This window comes from Hydrogenobaculum sp. (assembly GCF_049967395.1).
GTDB lineage: Bacteria > Aquificota > Aquificia > Aquificales > Aquificaceae > Hydrogenobaculum.
The window spans coordinates 1-15,644 of sequence record NZ_JBMFST010000037.1 but is presented as its reverse complement, the minus strand read 5'-3'; the positions used below and the strand labels follow the sequence as shown (position 1 = coordinate 15,644).

Here is a 15,644-nt window from a genome sequence, read left to right as displayed (position 1 = left end):
TCAGAGTAAAACTCACCCTTTGTCAATAGCTCATCTCTTATGTCCTCTTTTACATGTGATTTAATGACTCGCCTTTCCTCTTCTATGATATTTTCTATTATGGGTAAAATCTTTTTAGCTTTTTCCCTTCCAAACTCCCGTTCTAATAGCTCGTAAGCTTCTGCGGTTAATGCCATAAATCTATTATAAGCATAATTGTTTAACTCTACTATAAATAATATCATAGTAGGTTTTTTATGATAAAATAATTGCTGTGAATGGTTTTTTAGATTTAAAAGCTTCAAAAGTGTTTAAACAATTTATAGTCTTTGCTGAAAAGATGTTGAGCGAAAAAGGATATAGCTTTATAAAGCTTCCAGTGTTTGATAGCTTTTACAATCAGATGAGAACCACCACCAACTACAACGAACTTATCACCATAAGGTCTTCAAAAGAGGTGTTTGTTTTAAGAAAAGATATGACTTATCAAGTGGCAAGCTATATAGCTTCTTTAAAAGAAAGGACTCTACCTATAAGGATATATTATGAAGGTGAAGTGTTTTCTTGGGAAAGCGAAATAAAATCCGATTATCAACTTGGTTTAGAGTACATAGGATATGATAAAGATAATGGTATATTCGAAGTAATTGATATTGTATATAAGCTTTTAGCATTTTTTAACAACGATGTTTTCATTTATATAAACGATGAAGCCATACTAAAGGAGCTTATGTCAAAGTTTGATGATAGGTATAAAGAAGATATAAAATACTCTCTTATGACAAAAAATCTAAACACACTTTCTAAATATGACCTTGACTGGATACTTTTGGAAGATGAAAATTTACTCTTTGAAAAGCTAGATGCTTTGGGCGTTGATAGTACTAGGTTGCATAATGTTTATAGTGTTTTAAAGAATAAATCTTTAAACGTAAAGCTTGATATATCGGAGTTAAAATCTATACCTTACTACGATGGGATAACGTTTTCTTTCTATTCATCAAGCCATCCTTTTGTCATAGCCTCTGGGGGTGAATATCAGATTTTGAAAAATGTTTATAATTTGGATATAAAAGCGTGTGGCGGTGCTATATATCTTTCTTCTATATTGGAGAAACTATAGTTACCTAGATATTGGCAATGTTAGATGCTCTAAGTTAAATACGTTAAAAGTCAAAAGCACGTAATTTATATATTGGTTTCTCGTGCCATCAAAGTACTCTTGAAAAGATAGCGCTATAGAATAACATTCTCCGTTGTAAGTTAGGTTTAGATACCTAGATACATCGTGCCCACTTATATCATCGTGAACGATACCACCATTTAGATTAAAAGCTTTGTAAGTGTAAGAAGCTCCGTAGCTTTGCTGATTTAGAGTGTAATTTCTGTTTATATCTTTTGCCGTGCTATCACCAAGATAAAAGTTAAACTTTTTAAAATTTACGTTTATATATTGGTTTTCTTCTGGAAATTCGTTTTTGTTAAAATCGTAAAAACTATCTATAGTGTAATATAAGTTTTGAAATGGTCTAAAAGTTATTGTAGCCCTTAATGGCAGAAGGGGCTTGTGGACTATTAGGTTTGAGTTTTGATAGCTTGCCGATGTGACAAATGAGTTTAGCGAGCTAAGGTATGTGGGGAAAGCGTACTCTTTTAAAAATGTATAGCCATCTTCTAAATATACGTTTGCAAAGTTGTAACCGTTGTAAGTAAATGCGTTGTTTATTTTAAAATCTAAATAATTTTGGTTTGACTGATAATCTTTGTAATCAAATATCGGATTGTTGGTGTTGTTGATGGGCTGATAGTTGTAAGAGAGCTCATAAAAGTTGTTTATATTTAGGTTTTTAATATTAAAATTTTTGTCAAAAAATGTTTTGTTTTGAAAAAGTATTTGATAAGCCGAAGATTTATATCCGCTTTGGTTTAGGCCGATGTATTTCGTGCCTAAAAAATTTATATTTGTGCTGTTTGTAAAAGCTCCGAAATGAAGACTTTTTATGAGGTTTGGATTTACTATAAGCCTATCTCCTTTTAGTCCATCTTCTCTGTAAAAATATGTGTTTTGAGCGCTTATATTGTAGTATATGTTGTCAAAAAGAGGATGGTTTTTCCATAAAAAATCTATTTCTGGGAGCCTTTGCAGCGTATAGGCATTTGTATTAGATGTTGTATCGTAAAAAAAGTGAAAGCTCACATCTGCAAAAAAGTCTTTTGTGTTTTTGTTGTAGTTTATATAAGAACTAAGATACGGTATAGTTCTTTGATTGGTTTTAAAATACATATCTTGCATAAAATAAGGGTCCGATATAGTATCCAACCTAAAGTCTATGCCGTCGTATCTTCCAAATATGTTTAATCTGTATCTGTTGGATCTAAATGTTGATAAATCCCTTCCTGTCCACCAATCTCCGGGTGTGGATGGCTCTTTGAAATAGTATATGTTGAAGTTTAGATAATCTTTTTTTGTAAAAGCTTGACGGTATTGAAAAGATAAGCCTTTTCCTTCGTTGTTTCTGTATTCTGGTGTTATGGTCATATCCTTGTCTTCTGATAGCGCAAAGTATATAGGCTGTTGATATATAAATGTATTGTATGTGTTTGAACCTATAAGAGGCGGTAGTAAACCACTCCTTCTTTTACCCACAGGGAATATAGCGTAAGGTATATAAAGAATAGGTAGTTTTTTGTAAGCTAAGATGTTTGAATTCGCATATACGTATTTGTTGGTTACTTTTGCACTAAAAACGCAAAGACGCAGTTTTTTATCCTTTAGCCTCCTGTCTATTTTACAAGTGCTCACTACCCCCTTTTTTATAAAATATACTTTATCATCTTTTGTTATTTTATCCGCTACAAAATATATGTTGTGAAATTTTCCGTGAGCGTCTAAAAAGTATCCTTGCTTTGTTGATAGGTTTAGTTTTCCCATTTTACCGTAAACGTTTTCTTGATTTACGACGTTGATAAGATGAACATGTCCAATTAAAGTTATGGTTTTTGAGTTTTTATCGTATATAGCTTTATCGCAGTATATCGTATAATCCTCATAGTATATCACCACATCCTTTTTTGCTACAACTTCATTGTTCGGTTCTTTTATTAGGATATCGGATAGTATCCTTATCGGCTGGTTTGAATAAGATAATCCAATTGTTAAAAGCAGCAATAATATTATTTCTCTAAATTTAATAATATTTCCTCCGCTTCTTTTAGAGAGCTTACTATAAAGTCTGGTCTAAAATCTGTTTTTTCTAAATCTTCTTTTTTGTATTTGCCGGTGGTGATAAATACTGTTTTTATACCAAGGGCTTTAGCCCCCATCAAGTCTGTATAAAAATCATCGCTTATTATAACGCTATCTTTATATTCATCTTTGTTTAAAGCTTTTGATAGGAATAGCTCTGAGGGTTTTCCCAAGTTTGGTATATCTTCCTTGTAGTCTGTGGCATTTGCAATCATAAAAGCCAAAGAACCAGACCCTTGAAAGTAAAGCCCGTCAGAATCTTTTACAATTTTACTATGATTTATGGGTATTATCTTAGCGCCTTTTAGGAAAACGGCAGATATTGCTTTTTTTAACTTTTCAAAACTTAGCTGTTTGTCTTGACCCACTATTACAGCATCTACATCTATATCGTCTTTTACTTCTACATATTTTGATATATAAGCTTTTAAATGGTCTGTACCTATTACGAAACAAGAAGATATGCCTTTTTCTTTAAGGTAATCTGGAAGTATTTTTAAAGGTGTTAGAATATCATGCTCTTCAACGCTTAATCCTTTTTCATTTAGTATTTTTACCAACTCTTCCGGTGGTCTTGTAGAGTTGTTTGATAATATTTTAAAATCTTTGTTTTTTAAAAAGCCTAAAAACTCTTTTGAATCTTCGAAGAGGTTGAACTCCTTATCTTTTACCAAAACACCATCTAAATCCACGAGTATTTTCATAGAAAATAGTTTACAATGTTTTTATGGAACTTGTGGATATTTTTTATAAAAGAGCGACGATGTTTTGGAAAAGTTTTTTAGGCTTAATAACAATATCGTACATAGCGCTTTTGCTGTCTTACTTTATAATAAAACTTCCTATAAAGCTTCCTTTTGAAATTAGATTTTATTTGATTGGAGGGGAATTGTTTTTAGGTATGATAGTTGCCTTATTGTCTTATTTTGTCAAAAAACAATATCTACCTGCCTCAGTTCATGAGCCTTATTGGAGTTATAAAGCTATAAAAGGTTATTTCTGGCCTTATGCGATAGCTTCCGCTCCTTTTTTGTTTGCCGGAATATTTTATCTTTTGGTAGCCGATTTGATAAGTTTAAGCGTGGGTTTTTTTATAAGTTTTTTTCTTATTTTTTATCAAAAGCCCAAAAAAGATGATATAATATACTAACATCAAGCTGGAGGTTTTAATATGGATAGAAAAGCTGTTGAAGAAAAGTTATACAAAGAAGATCATCATTATAGGTATTTGAAGGACAAGCACGATGAGTTGGACAAAGAAATAATGAAGATGGAAAAGCACCATCCTATGACTTCTGATTTGGAGCTTCAAATAGAGACTCTCAAAAAAGAAAGACTTAAATTAAAAGACGAAATGGAGTTAATTGTTGTAGAATACATGAAAAAGCATGGAGAAGTGGCATGATTATAAAAGGTAAAATATGGAAGTTTAAAGACAACATAGATACAGACCAAATTATACCTGCGAGATATTTAAATACATCAGACCCTTTAGAACTTGCCTCACACGTAATGGAAGATTCTGAAAAACCAAACTTTGCAAAAGAGCATCAGGAGGGCGATATCATAGTGGCCGGTAAAAACTTCGGCTCTGGCTCTTCTAGAGAACATGCTCCCATAGCTATAAAGTACGCTGGTGTACCAGTAGTTGTGGCTAAAAGCTTTGCAAGGATATTTTTTAGAAATGCAATAAATATAGGCCTTCCAATAGTAGAGTGTAAAGAGGCTGTAGATGAAGCTGAAGATGGAGATATCTTTGAGATAGACCTTGAAAACGGTACGGTAAAGAATATTACAAAAGGTAAAAGCTATTCTTCTACTAAATTTCCAGAAGAGCTTATGGCTATACTAAAAGCTGGTGGGTTGATGGAATATGCAAAATCAAGATTATCTTCTTAAGTTGAAAGAACTTATAAAAAAATATTCCCTTTTGGTAGCTGATGAACCTAAGTTTAAACTTGTTTCCGGTAAGCTAAGTAGATATTATATAGACCTCAAACAAGTTACCTTTGATCCAGAAGGCATATATATACTTGGCAACGTACTGTACGATATGTTAAAACCTTTTAACGTTGATGCTGCGGGTGGGCTTACCTTAGGAGCTGACCCTATGGCTTATGCGGTTTCACTTATATCCTTTGAAAAAGGCAACCCTATAAAACCTTTTGTAGTAAGAAAAGAGCCAAAAGATCACGGAACAGGAAAGCAAATAGAAGGTAAACTAGAAAATGTTCAAAATGTGGCTATATTAGAAGATGTATCTACTACAGGTGGGTCTTCTTTAAAAGCTGCAAACGTTTGCAAAAACGCTTCCTTGAATGTGGTAGGTATATTTACCATTGTGGACAGGGAAGAAGGCGCTAGAGAAAATATAGAAAAGGAAGGTTTTAAATTTTATTCGGTGTTTAAATTATCTGAGCTTTTGTGAAAAAAAGACTAGATTTGCTGTTAGTAGAAAGGGGCTTAGTTTCTTCTCGCGAGAAAGCTCAGGCTTTTATAATGGAAGGTAAGGTTTTTGTAAATGGTAAAGCTGTTTTAAAAGCTGGGACCCTTGTGCAAGAAGAAGATGGTATTGAGCTTTTAGGAGAAGAAAAGTTTGTATCAAGGGCAGGTTATAAGCTTGAGAATGCCATAAAAGAGTTTGATATAGATATAAAAGATAAAATATGTCTTGACATAGGATCCTCTACGGGTGGTTTTACAGATTGCCTTCTTCAATACGGTGCCAAGTTAGTTTATGCTGTAGATGTAGGACATCTTCAAATGCATGAAAAGTTGAGGAAAGACCCAAGGGTGTTGTTATTTGAGGACACAGATATAAGAGCTTTTAAAAAGCCTGAAAATATTGATTTTGATATTGTTACTGTTGACGTATCTTTTATTTCTCTTAAGAAGATAGGAGAGTATATTAAAAATTTTTGCTCTTATCATACAAAGCTTCTTATGCTTGTAAAACCTCAATTTGAACTTTCTCCAAAATATCTAAAAAAAGGCATAGTAAAAGACGATAGTGCTAAAATGCTTGCTTTGGAAGGTGTTATATCTTGTTTTGAATCTATAGGTTTTGAGCTTATAACATATACGAAAGCAAGACCAAAAGGTACCAAAGGAAACGAAGAATTTTTTACTTATTTCATATTAAAGGATTATAATAAAGCAAAATGAAAAATATACTTTCTTTTTTTGGATTTTTTATAGTTGTTTTATTTGTGCTTTTAGGAGTGTATGTTTACAGCGTAAGCATTGGGCTTCCCGATGTTAGAGCATTAGAAAATTGGCATCCACCAGAAGCGTCAATGGTGTATGACTCAAGTGGCAAACTTATAGGTACGATAGGAGCTCAAAATAGAATTTACGTAACTATAAACAAGATACCTAAAATAGTTCAAGATGCTTTCGTTTCTGCTGAAGACAAGACTTTTTACCACAACATAGGGATAGACCCAGCAAGTATAATAAGAGCTTTGATAGTTGATGTAGAAAAGGGAAAAGCTGTAGAGGGCGGAAGCACTATAACCCAACAACTGGCAAAAAATCTTTTCCTTACTCCTAAGAAAACAATATCAAGAAAGATAAAAGAAGCAATTCTTGCCATAGAGATAACTCACACTTTTCCTAAAAGCAAAATACTTGAAATGTATCTCAATCAGATATATTTGGGACATGGTGCGTTTGGCGTAGAAGCTGCATCTGAAACTTACTTTGGTAAACACGTTTGGCAATTGAGTCTTGACGAAGCTGCTCTTTTGGCGGGACTTCCTAGAGCTCCTACAAAGTATGATCCTTATATAAACCCAAACCTGGCTCTTCAAAGGAGAAACTATGTTCTGTATAGGATGTACAAAGATGGCTATATCACAAAAGAAGATTATCTTAAAGCCTCTCAAAGACCCATTGTTTTAAATAAACATACAAACCCTATTACCAACAGCGATTATTTTGTTAGTTTTGTAAAAGATTATATGTACAGAAACTTTCCTGACCTTATTTATCGAGGTGGACTAAAAATTTATACCACTTTAAATGAGACGCTTCAACAAGCAGCAGAAAATGCTGTTAGAAACCAAATATTATATATATCTAAATTAGAACACTATCCGGTTTTGCCTTGGTCTATTAACGATACTATAGCAAAATTTAAAGCTCAAAAAATAGACCTTAAAAAATCGAGATATTATATAGGTTTTGTTAAAAGCATAAAAAACAATCAGGCAAATATAGATATAAATGGTACAGAGGTCACAGCTAAAATTTTCCCCGGTATAAACGCTGGTGAATACGTAATGGTGGAGCTTTCAAACGGCAAGAGCGGACTTAGCGCAAAAATAATACCGCAGCTTCAGTCAGCTTTAGTTAGCATGAACGTGCACGATGGTGCTATATTGGCTTTGGTGGGGGGTTACTCTTATCAGCTTTCTTCTTACAATAGAGCAGTTTATGCCTTAAGACAAACGGGTTCTGCTATAAAACCTATAGTTTATTTGGCGGCTTTAATGAAAGGTTATACTCAAATCACCGAAATAGATGCTACACCTCATGCCTATAAAGATCCTTCTGCGCCGGGCGGGTTTTGGACACCTAGAAATTATGAGGGAGAAAGTTTTACCACCATCACTCTAAGAAGAGCTTTGGCTTACAGTGTAAACACCGCAAGTGTTAATCTTTTGGCTCAAGTAGGTTTTAATCTACCAATATCTTTAGCGGCAAGGGTCGGGATAAAGCTTCCTCCGTATTATTCTATGGTGCTTGGTAGCACAAGCGTTACTCCGCTTCAACTTACAAACATGTTTCAAGCTTTTGCCAACTTGGGAACTTATTGTGAACCGTATTTTATAACGAAGATAGTGAACTCTCAAAACCAAGTGGTATATACAGGCCATCCAGTTTGCTACAACGTATTTCCAGCCCCTTACGATAGAGTTTTGATATCTATGCTAGAATATGTGGTAAAAATAGGGACTGGCTATGCCGCTCACGTGTTGGGACCTTATATAGCTGGTAAGACAGGTACCACAAACCATTACGACGATGCTTGGTTTGAAGGCTTTTCTTCTGATGTGGTGACAGGTGTTTGGACTGGATTTGATATAAGAAAGAGAATAGGTTACAATATGGCTGGTGCCGCGGCATCGCTTCCTACTTGGATAAACTATATGAAAGAAGCTCTAAGCATATACCCGGAAAAGCCGTTTCCTTTACCAGATGGTGTAGAGTATGTGGAAATAGACCCAAAAACACACTTAAGGGCAACTCCTTCTTGTCCCGGAGAGCCTATACTTTTTGTAAAAGGCACAGCACCAGAAGAAACTTGCCAAAATACTTCTTCACCGGTTCTTCAAAGTTTAAACCCAAACCAACCTCAAACCTCAGCAAGCCCTTTACAACCTTTAAACAACAACTCTACACCAACACAATCTGCACAGCCTACCAATCCTCAACCATCTAAGGGTACCACACCTCCCAATTCCTCTCAACCCACCACTCCGCCTGCTGCTTCTTCAACAAGCCCAAAACCAAACAATTCAAGAAATCCAAACAGCATATTACCCAAGGTAATTCAAGAAATAAACAGAAAAACTCATGAAATAGATAACGAAACGAAAAACATAGATAAGGAGTTAAATAATGCTCGCTAAAAGGATTATACCGTGTCTTGACATAAAAGATGGTAGGGTGGTAAAAGGTATAAATTTTGTAGATTTAAAAGATGCTGGGGATCCAGTAGAAAATGCAGTTGTTTATGAAGAGCAAAAGGCTGATGAGATAGTGTTTTTAGATATTACAGCCTCTTATGAAAAAAGAAATACGGTTATAGATTTGGCAAGAAGAGTAGCTGAAAATATCTTCACCCCTTTTACCATAGGAGGTGGGATAAGAACTTTAGACGATATAAGAAAGCTTTTGGAAGCTGGTGCTGATAAAGTATCCATAAACTCAGCTGCCGTTAAAAATCCTCAGCTTATCTACGAGAGTGCAAGAAAGTTTGGCTCTCAGTGTATAGTGGTAGCAATAGACGCAAAACATGTAGATAATGATATTTGGCATGTTTACATAAACGGCGGTAGGGTAAATACAAATTTAAACGCTATAGAATGGGCTAAACAAGTGGAATCTCTTGGGGCTGGTGAAATTTTATTAACCTCTATAGATAAAGATGGTACAAAATCAGGTTACGATATAAAACTAACAAGCACTATATCAAAAGCCGTAAACATACCCGTTATAGCCTCAGGTGGGGCTGGTAAAGAAGAACATTTTTTAGAAGCTTTTAAAATGACAGAAGCAAGCGCTTGCTTAGCAGCCTCAATATTTCACTTTAAAGAAATATCTATACCAAGGTTAAAAGCTTATTTGAAAGAAAATAACGTGCATGTTAGAATATAATTTACAAATATGTTGTAAGGAGGTGTTATGAAAAAGTTTTTTATTTTAGGAATTTTAGTGTTTGGTTTTTCTTATGGTGATTGTATAAAGATAACTACAGAGCACTTTAGCTATGGTCAGCGTGTGCCAGATTATACAACTGTTCAAACAATATGTCCTGCTTCTTCTGTTAAAAGCTTTTATACAAAAACTGATAATCAAGATGGATTTATCAAATTAAACCTAAGCACAAAAGGATGTATAAATATAGAAAAATCACATTTTAAGCAAGGCCAAAAAGTGCCAAGCTCCACCACAGAAGAGAAAATATGTAAATAAAACTAAGTTCTCATTGATACAAAAGCTTTTATAAACTCTTCGGCGTTTTTTAATTCAAGTTCTCTGTTCCAAATTTTTAGTTCTGCTCCTGATGTGCTTATTATAGCAATTTTTGAAAAACCAAAAATTCTACCCAAAAGACTTTGTTTTAACACTATGTTTGATATTTTGTCAAGGCTATAATCAATTACGTTGTTGCTCCAAGTTCCATAAGCTAAGATAAGCCTTTTGTTTGTGATGAGAAGTTTTGTGGTTTTTTTCAAAACGTAAGGTTTTACTAATATAGATAAGCTAAAGCTTGCTGCGTATAAAAATACCAAGAAAAATAGGCTTACATCTTTTTTGACCAGCAATACAAATACGCTTACTATTAGTCCGATTATGCCTGTTGATATGGCTGTGATAATTTCCTTTACGTATACCATTTCTCCTTCTGCTATTATGCGTTCATCCTCGGTTAGGTATTTTTGAATTAGTTTTTCTTTATTTCCTACTTTTATTTTTACGGCGTTTATTGTTATTGTTAAAAGCCAATAACCTATAAGTATACCAAAAGCTAGTGGTAGTATTGAATGCTGTTTTTCCATACAACAATTTTATCACATGTTGTATCTTAAAGCGCTTGCAAGAAAAACTATGCCTAGGCTTAAAATTAAGTTTAATATACCCAGTATTCTTGTTATTTTTGCGTACTTTTTAGAGTTTTTGGCTTTTGGACTAAAATAAAAATCATGAAGAATTGATATCAACACTATCAAGAAGAAAGTATGAATTTTAATTTGAAGCGTTTTTTGATATACTGACTCTGGATGAAGTAATGAGCTGTAAGGTACTGATAAAAAATGCATGTTTAAAAGACCTGTTATGAAAAGCGCTGGAAGACCTATTAGAGTACCTATGTTGCTAAATCTCTTCCCTATGTTTTGAAAAGCCTCATCTTTAAAAGGCGTTTTTCTTATGTACGGAGAAGATACAAACACCATAAACAGCATGCCACCTACCCACAAGCAAGCGAAGGTTATATGAATAAAAAGCACCAAGACATTCATAAGTAAATGATAACTTATGTATTTATATAAATCTATGATTTTACATTGGAAAAGCTGGCATAAAGCCAGCTATATAGGATATTTACTTTTGTTCTTCTTCTACGTTTACTTTGATATTAGCGTATACGTCGTTGTGTAACCTCACTTTTATGGTATATAAACCTAAGTTTTTAATGGGTGAGCTTATTATGATTTGTTTCTTATCTACGTTAAAGCCTTTTTCGTTAAGGGCTTTGGCTATGTCTGAAGTGGTTATAGAACCAAACAGCTTACCATTTTGACCTACTGGTTTTCTGATGGTTATTTCTGCACCATCGAGTTTTTTGGCTAACTCTTGAGCTTGAGCCCTTATCTTTTCAAGTTTTCTAGCTTTTTGAGAGAGTATGCTTTGAATATGTTTTATGTTGCCCTCAGTGGCTGGTAATGCCAATTTTCTTGGTATTAGGTAGTTGTTGGCAAAGCCATCTTTTACCGTTATGATATCTCCAAAGCTTCCGCGTCCTTCCAATTCTTCTAAAAGTATTACCTTCATGATATCCTCCTTATACAACTACGTAAGGTAGTAAAGCCAACTGTCTAGCCCTTTTTATTTCGTTGGCCAACTTTCTTTGGTGTTTGGCGCATACGAAAGTCATTCTTCTTGGAAGAATTTTCCCGTGTTCAGACATAAACTCTCTTAGTTCGTTGTAATTCTTATAATCTGGGTCTCTTTTTTCCATGCAAAACTTGCAAACTTTAGCTTTTTTCATCTTAGTTTCCATCATACTTCACACTCCTTTTTTTCAAAGTTTTTAAAAAGGTACATCATCATCGTCCTCTATACTTTTTTCTATATCAGACTTAATATTTTCTATGCCGTTTATATCTTCATCGTTGTAAAAGCCTTCAGACAAATCTTCTTGTGTAGAAGGTTTATTCTGTGCCCCTTGTGGTTTTGAGATTATCTTTATGCTTTCGGCTACTATGCTTACTTTAGACATATTTTTACCATCTTGAGAAGTCCATCTGTCTTGAGCAAGTCTTCCTTCTACAAGTATCATATAACCTTTTGATATTTGTGTAGATAGTCTATCAGCCAACGCTCCGTAGGCTTTTACATCAAAATAGTGAGCTTCCTCTTTCCACTCGTTGTTTACTTTGTAATTTCTGTTGTAGGCTATGGATATGTCAATTGTCTTGTTGCCAGATGGTAGTATCCTTAGTTCCGGGTCTTTTGTAAGCCTACCTATCAAAATAACTTTATTTATCATAAAATTCCCCTATTTATTACGAAGCCTTCTCCTCGCTACTTTCTTTGGATAGTATGTTTAACCATCTTATAACATCTTCGTTTATCTTGTAATAAAAGTCAAGGTCGTTTGGTAGTTGTGGATTTGTAGAAAATATTTTAAAGAAGTGGTATCTTCCATGGCCAAAACCGCTTATTTTATAGGCCAAGTTCTTTGTGCCCCAATCTTCTTCGTGGACTATGTTTCCACCTTTTTTAGCTATGAAGTCTTTGACTTCGTTTAGCTTTGTGTTGTACTCATCCTCGGTAAGTGTGGGCTTAAACACCACCACACTTTCGTACATCCTCTGTGCACGATAATGTCTTGAGCTCATGCTACCTCCTTAAAATTAATCAAAGTTTAACGCTTTAAACAAATATTTTACCATAAGTTTTTGTTTTAATATTATAAGTTTTGTATTTATTACTCTCATGATATTTTCATTTACAACAAGTATAATATAAGCTGTGAGATTTAGAGCGTTAAAGATAGCTATTAGGTACTTGCTTAGTTTCAAAGGAAGCACTTTTATTATTAGCTTTATATCTTTTCTTGGAATTGTGATAAGTACCGCAGGAATACTTCTTACAAACGGAGTTTTTGAAGGCTTTCAAGACAACCTAAGGGTAAAGCTCCTTGGGTCTATGCCAAACATTATCTTAACATATATAGGGGATAATTCTAAAACAGATGTACCAAAAGTTTTGAAGCTTTTAGAAAAAAACAACGATATAAAGCTATTTTCTTATTTTAAGATATATCACGGAGCTATTCAAAGAGGCTCTTACATTAGCGCTGTAAACGTAGATGCTATGGATTTTAACAACAAGAAAAACCTTGGTTTTTTTTCAAGTAAGATAAAGGGATCTCTAGATAAAAAAGGTGTAATACTTGGGAGTGATTTGGCTTCTATGCTTGGAGCTTCTTTAGGAGATTATGTAAGCATTATATCGCCGGTTGGTATCCAAACGCCTTTTGGTTATATGCCAAAAGTTCAAAACTTACCGGTGGTGGGTACTCTTCATAGTGGTATATTTGATATTGATTATTCTACGGTGCTTATGGACAACAGCCTTGCCGATAAGCTTTTTGTAAACAATCCGCCCACGAGGGTTATTGAGATAAACTTAAAAAATCCTTTTGAGGCAAGCGCTTTTGCTAAAAGCCTAAAACCTATGGTAGGAGATAAGTTTGTAATCACAACTTGGATAGATATGAATAAACCACTTTTTGAAGCCCTTCAAACTGAAGAAAGAGGTATATTTTTTGTACTTACTCTTATGATAGTAGTGGCTTCTTTCAACATTACAAGCCTACTTTTTATAAAAGTAAAAGAAAAGCTAAGAGATATCGCTATATTTAGAGTTTACGGTGAACCAAAAAGTTTTATCATGGCTATAGTGCTTATTCAAGGGTTTTTGCTGAGTTTTATGGGGTTTTTGGTGGGTGTGATGCTTTCTTTTGTTTTGGAGTTTTTCATAAACAAATTTAAACTAATACACGTGCAAAAAAGCATATACCTTATGTCATACGTGCCAGTTTCTATATCTTCTAAGGATATCTTAGAGGTGTTTTTGCTTGTGATGTTTTTGAGCATGTTGGCTGGTTTTATACCGTCTTTTTACGCCGTTAGAGAAAATATTGTAAGGATACTTAGAAATGACTGAAAGTGTTGTAGAGCTAAAAAACGTATCAAAAAGATACAAAGATACCGTTGTGTTTGAAAACTTAAACATATCTGTTAAAAAGGGTGAATTTGTAGGTATTATGGGACCTTCCGGATGCGGTAAATCTACCACCCTTCACATAATAGGCGGTATAGACAATCCTACGGAAGGAGAGGTTTATATAATGGGCGTAAAACACACCGATGAAAAGAAAATAGCAAAGTTAAGAAGAAAGTATATATCCTTTATTTTTCAGTTTTACTACCTTTTGGAAGATTTTAACGTCTTAGAAAATGTGGCTTTGTTCGGAGATATGAAAAAATCTTTAGAGCTTTTGAAATTCTTAAGATTAGAACATAGGCTTCATCACAAACCCTACGAGCTTTCAGGCGGTGAGCAACAAAGGGTAGCTATAGCAAGAGCCCTTGTAAGAGAGCCTCAAATCCTGATAGCCGATGAACCTACTGGAAATCTTGATTACAAAGAATCAAAGAAGATTTTTTCTTTACTAAAATCCCTAAACAAAGAATCAAATATAACTATAATAGTAGCTACCCACAACGAAGAGCTAAAACCTTTCTTTGACAGAATAATATATCTTGGATAAAAGGGGCAAAAGCCCCTCTTTTAATAAACCTCTAAACTATTAAAATCTCCATTCCAAAGCTACGTTTACAGAATCTTCTGCATTTTTGGCGGTGATGGAGCATGGATATGGACCTTGTCCTGTGTAAGGATTAAAGCATTGACCACTATCTGTTACACTGTGTTGGAAATCGTGTTCATAGGCTAAAGATACGCCAAACGTATTTGTAAATTGATAGCTTCCACCAAGTGTTATAGCTTCTTCTGTGATAGCTGGAAATCCTAACAAGTTAAAATAATCTATATCATATTGGTTAAACTGAGCACCGCTTATGGAGACAGAAGGATGTGTTAATTGAGGGCTACTATACCCAAAATTGTTGCTTCTTATTGGGCTTCTTGCGTAGTTAAAACCAGCTCTTAATGTAAGTTTTGGTGTCACTTTATAAGAGGTACCTACTGCAAACACCCATTGGTCTTTCCAGCCAAACTCTTTGTAACCATCGGCATTTGACCAGTTTATCCATCTAACATCAGCACCTACGTTCCACTTTTCAGTGGGGGCTACACCTACACCAAAGGCAAGTTCTTGGGGTTGTTCAAGTTTTAAATCTTGGAAGCTTCCGCTAAATTTACCTCGTGATGCACCTTGAAAATCAAATACATGTTTATAGGTCATAGATATAGGTGATTGATAGTTTAAACCAGCATATACAAAGTTTCCAAAGTTAAAGGCTATACCGAGCTGACCTCCTATTCCAAGAGCCGAGCTTTGACCACCGCCATAAGATGCCTCTCCAGTGCAAGGAGATGTTTGTCCACATCCATTTGGCATAGTCGCATTCATATCAAGAGAACCATAAGCAAAATCTATACCAGCACCTATGCTTATCATAGGGTTTATTTGGTAGGATAAAGCAGGTATTATACGCATAAATTGAAGCGTTGTCCTCATATTGTAAAAAGCAGGGACGCCGCCGGCCTGAAGTGGACCCTTGCCACTGTAATCTGTACCCATACCAGACACACCAAAAGCACCTATACCAAATACGAGTTTATTGTTTATTCTATGTATTATACCTATTTCTGGGACTAAGAAAAGGTTTGCATTGCTATCTGCTGAAGCTGAACCAGCTTGAAATGATGT

At 34.5% G+C, this 15,644-nt stretch carries 21 protein-coding genes; 11 read left to right on the top strand and 10 right to left on the bottom strand.

The genetic code is table 11. From position 1 onward, the window contains the following. The first annotated feature begins 253 nt into the window (after positions 1-253). Positions 254-1,102, top strand: a complete 849-nt coding sequence (locus ACP5S8_RS06050) for an ATP phosphoribosyltransferase regulatory subunit (RefSeq protein WP_461876101.1) — start codon at positions 254-256, stop codon at positions 1,100-1,102. On the opposite strand, the gene ACP5S8_RS06045 is transcribed toward ACP5S8_RS06050, so the two are convergent. Next, the gene (locus ACP5S8_RS06045; RefSeq protein WP_461876100.1) at positions 1,103-3,148 is read right to left on the bottom strand and encodes an LPS-assembly protein LptD; all 2,046 of its coding nucleotides are present in this window, start codon (positions 3,146-3,148) and stop codon (positions 1,103-1,105) included. A gap of 5 nt (positions 3,149-3,153) precedes the next feature. Then, positions 3,154-3,930: an HAD-IIA family hydrolase gene (locus ACP5S8_RS06040; RefSeq protein WP_461876099.1), complete on the bottom strand. Its 777-nt coding sequence runs from the start codon at positions 3,928-3,930 to the stop codon at positions 3,154-3,156. A 23-nt stretch (positions 3,931-3,953) separates the two neighbouring features. Here ACP5S8_RS06040 and ACP5S8_RS06035 point away from each other — a divergent pair, with 23 nt between their 5' ends. From ACP5S8_RS06035 to ACP5S8_RS06000, 8 genes are read left to right on the top strand one after another with little or no spacing between them, the layout of a single operon-like run. Further along, on the top strand, positions 3,954-4,376 hold the full coding sequence (locus ACP5S8_RS06035) for a hypothetical protein (RefSeq protein WP_461876098.1): 423 nt from the start codon (positions 3,954-3,956) through the stop codon (positions 4,374-4,376). 21 nt (positions 4,377-4,397) lie between these two features. Next, complete coding sequence (locus tag ACP5S8_RS06030) at positions 4,398-4,631, top strand: YdcH family protein (RefSeq protein WP_461870613.1); 234 nt, start codon at positions 4,398-4,400, stop codon at positions 4,629-4,631. Then, the gene (gene leuD / locus ACP5S8_RS06025) at positions 4,628-5,125 is read left to right on the top strand and encodes a 3-isopropylmalate dehydratase small subunit (RefSeq protein ID WP_461876097.1); all 498 of its coding nucleotides are present in this window, start codon (positions 4,628-4,630) and stop codon (positions 5,123-5,125) included. The genes ACP5S8_RS06030 and leuD overlap by 4 nt, the downstream gene beginning before the upstream one ends. Then, complete coding sequence (gene pyrE / locus ACP5S8_RS06020) at positions 5,100-5,654, top strand: orotate phosphoribosyltransferase (RefSeq protein WP_461870615.1); 555 nt, start codon at positions 5,100-5,102, stop codon at positions 5,652-5,654. The genes leuD and pyrE overlap by 26 nt, the downstream gene beginning before the upstream one ends. Further along, positions 5,651-6,391 carry a TlyA family RNA methyltransferase gene (locus ACP5S8_RS06015; RefSeq protein ID WP_461870616.1) on the top strand — a complete coding sequence of 247 codons (741 nt, stop codon included), beginning with the start codon at positions 5,651-5,653 and terminating at the stop codon, positions 6,389-6,391. The genes pyrE and ACP5S8_RS06015 overlap by 4 nt, the downstream gene beginning before the upstream one ends. Beyond that, positions 6,388-8,862: a penicillin-binding protein 1A gene (locus tag ACP5S8_RS06010; protein WP_461876096.1), complete on the top strand. Its 2,475-nt coding sequence runs from the start codon at positions 6,388-6,390 to the stop codon at positions 8,860-8,862. Before ACP5S8_RS06015 ends, ACP5S8_RS06010 begins: the two co-directional genes overlap by 4 nt. Beyond that, positions 8,852-9,610 (top strand): imidazole glycerol phosphate synthase subunit HisF, encoded by a 759-nt coding sequence (gene hisF, locus ACP5S8_RS06005; RefSeq protein WP_461870618.1) that lies wholly within the window; start codon positions 8,852-8,854, stop codon positions 9,608-9,610. The genes ACP5S8_RS06010 and hisF overlap by 11 nt, the downstream gene beginning before the upstream one ends. Before the next feature lie 27 nt (positions 9,611-9,637). Then, the gene (locus ACP5S8_RS06000; RefSeq protein ID WP_461870619.1) at positions 9,638-9,928 is read left to right on the top strand and encodes a hypothetical protein; all 291 of its coding nucleotides are present in this window, start codon (positions 9,638-9,640) and stop codon (positions 9,926-9,928) included. Positions 9,929-9,930: 2 nt separating this feature from the next. Here ACP5S8_RS06000 and ACP5S8_RS05995 read toward each other — a convergent pair whose 3' ends face one another. From ACP5S8_RS05995 to ACP5S8_RS05965, 7 genes are all read right to left on the bottom strand, one after another. After that, positions 9,931-10,515 carry a PH domain-containing protein gene (locus ACP5S8_RS05995; protein WP_461876095.1) on the bottom strand — a complete coding sequence of 195 codons (585 nt, stop codon included), beginning with the start codon at positions 10,513-10,515 and terminating at the stop codon, positions 9,931-9,933. A 12-nt stretch (positions 10,516-10,527) separates the two neighbouring features. Beyond that, complete coding sequence (locus ACP5S8_RS05990) at positions 10,528-10,977, bottom strand: hypothetical protein (protein WP_461876094.1); 450 nt, start codon at positions 10,975-10,977, stop codon at positions 10,528-10,530. 82 nt (positions 10,978-11,059) lie between these two features. Further along, the gene (gene rplI / locus ACP5S8_RS05985; RefSeq protein ID WP_461870622.1) at positions 11,060-11,509 is read right to left on the bottom strand and encodes a 50S ribosomal protein L9; all 450 of its coding nucleotides are present in this window, start codon (positions 11,507-11,509) and stop codon (positions 11,060-11,062) included. 10 nt (positions 11,510-11,519) lie between these two features. Beyond that, positions 11,520-11,741, bottom strand: a complete 222-nt coding sequence (gene rpsR / locus ACP5S8_RS05980) for a 30S ribosomal protein S18 (RefSeq protein WP_461870623.1) — start codon at positions 11,739-11,741, stop codon at positions 11,520-11,522. A gap of 27 nt (positions 11,742-11,768) precedes the next feature. Continuing rightward, positions 11,769-12,227, bottom strand: a complete 459-nt coding sequence (gene ssb / locus ACP5S8_RS05975; RefSeq protein WP_461870624.1) for a single-stranded DNA-binding protein — start codon at positions 12,225-12,227, stop codon at positions 11,769-11,771. A 16-nt stretch (positions 12,228-12,243) separates the two neighbouring features. Further along, positions 12,244-12,579 carry a 30S ribosomal protein S6 gene (gene rpsF, locus ACP5S8_RS05970; protein WP_461870625.1) on the bottom strand — a complete coding sequence of 112 codons (336 nt, stop codon included), beginning with the start codon at positions 12,577-12,579 and terminating at the stop codon, positions 12,244-12,246. A 15-nt stretch (positions 12,580-12,594) separates the two neighbouring features. Next, the gene (locus ACP5S8_RS05965; protein ID WP_461876093.1) at positions 12,595-12,762 is read right to left on the bottom strand and encodes a hypothetical protein; all 168 of its coding nucleotides are present in this window, start codon (positions 12,760-12,762) and stop codon (positions 12,595-12,597) included. 43 nt (positions 12,763-12,805) lie between these two features. Between ACP5S8_RS05965 and ACP5S8_RS05960 the strand changes: the two genes are divergently transcribed. Both ACP5S8_RS05960 and ACP5S8_RS05955 read left to right on the top strand, forming a co-directional pair. Further along, the gene (locus ACP5S8_RS05960; protein WP_461876091.1) at positions 12,806-13,912 is read left to right on the top strand and encodes an FtsX-like permease family protein; all 1,107 of its coding nucleotides are present in this window, start codon (positions 12,806-12,808) and stop codon (positions 13,910-13,912) included. After that, on the top strand, positions 13,905-14,519 hold the full coding sequence (locus ACP5S8_RS05955) for an ABC transporter ATP-binding protein (RefSeq protein WP_461871346.1): 615 nt from the start codon (positions 13,905-13,907) through the stop codon (positions 14,517-14,519). The genes ACP5S8_RS05960 and ACP5S8_RS05955 overlap by 8 nt, the downstream gene beginning before the upstream one ends. Positions 14,520-14,558: 39 nt before the next feature. Here the strand turns inward: ACP5S8_RS05955 and ACP5S8_RS05950 are convergent. Further along, positions 14,559-15,644 (bottom strand): OmpP1/FadL family transporter (locus ACP5S8_RS05950; RefSeq protein ID WP_461876090.1); only part of this gene is annotated, 1,086 nt, incomplete at its 5' end.

What these genes read in the sequence shown, in the direction of transcription:
- ACP5S8_RS06040 (WP_461876099.1), bottom strand. Translation starts at nt 3,930, where the DNA reads ATGAAAATACTCGTGGATTTAGATGGTGTTTTGGTAAAAGATAAGGAG.
- ACP5S8_RS05955 (WP_461871346.1), top strand. Translation starts at nt 13,905, where the DNA reads ATGACTGAAAGTGTTGTAGAGCTAAAAAACGTATCAAAAAGATACAAA.
- rplI (WP_461870622.1), bottom strand. Translation starts at nt 11,509, where the DNA reads ATGAAGGTAATACTTTTAGAAGAATTGGAAGGACGCGGAAGCTTTGGA.
- ACP5S8_RS06035 (WP_461876098.1), top strand. Translation starts at nt 3,954, where the DNA reads ATGGAACTTGTGGATATTTTTTATAAAAGAGCGACGATGTTTTGGAAA.
- leuD (WP_461876097.1), top strand. Translation starts at nt 4,628, where the DNA reads ATGATTATAAAAGGTAAAATATGGAAGTTTAAAGACAACATAGATACA.
- ACP5S8_RS05995 (WP_461876095.1), bottom strand. Translation starts at nt 10,515, where the DNA reads ATGGAAAAACAGCATTCAATACTACCACTAGCTTTTGGTATACTTATA.
- rpsR (WP_461870623.1), bottom strand. Translation starts at nt 11,741, where the DNA reads ATGATGGAAACTAAGATGAAAAAAGCTAAAGTTTGCAAGTTTTGCATG.
- hisF (WP_461870618.1), top strand. Translation starts at nt 8,852, where the DNA reads ATGCTCGCTAAAAGGATTATACCGTGTCTTGACATAAAAGATGGTAGG.
- ACP5S8_RS06010 (WP_461876096.1), top strand. Translation starts at nt 6,388, where the DNA reads ATGAAAAATATACTTTCTTTTTTTGGATTTTTTATAGTTGTTTTATTT.
- rpsF (WP_461870625.1), bottom strand. Translation starts at nt 12,579, where the DNA reads ATGAGCTCAAGACATTATCGTGCACAGAGGATGTACGAAAGTGTGGTG.
- ACP5S8_RS05990 (WP_461876094.1), bottom strand. Translation starts at nt 10,977, where the DNA reads ATGAATGTCTTGGTGCTTTTTATTCATATAACCTTCGCTTGCTTGTGG.
- pyrE (WP_461870615.1), top strand. Translation starts at nt 5,100, where the DNA reads ATGCAAAATCAAGATTATCTTCTTAAGTTGAAAGAACTTATAAAAAAA.
- ssb (WP_461870624.1), bottom strand. Translation starts at nt 12,227, where the DNA reads ATGATAAATAAAGTTATTTTGATAGGTAGGCTTACAAAAGACCCGGAA.
- ACP5S8_RS06030 (WP_461870613.1), top strand. Translation starts at nt 4,398, where the DNA reads ATGGATAGAAAAGCTGTTGAAGAAAAGTTATACAAAGAAGATCATCAT.
- ACP5S8_RS06000 (WP_461870619.1), top strand. Translation starts at nt 9,638, where the DNA reads ATGAAAAAGTTTTTTATTTTAGGAATTTTAGTGTTTGGTTTTTCTTAT.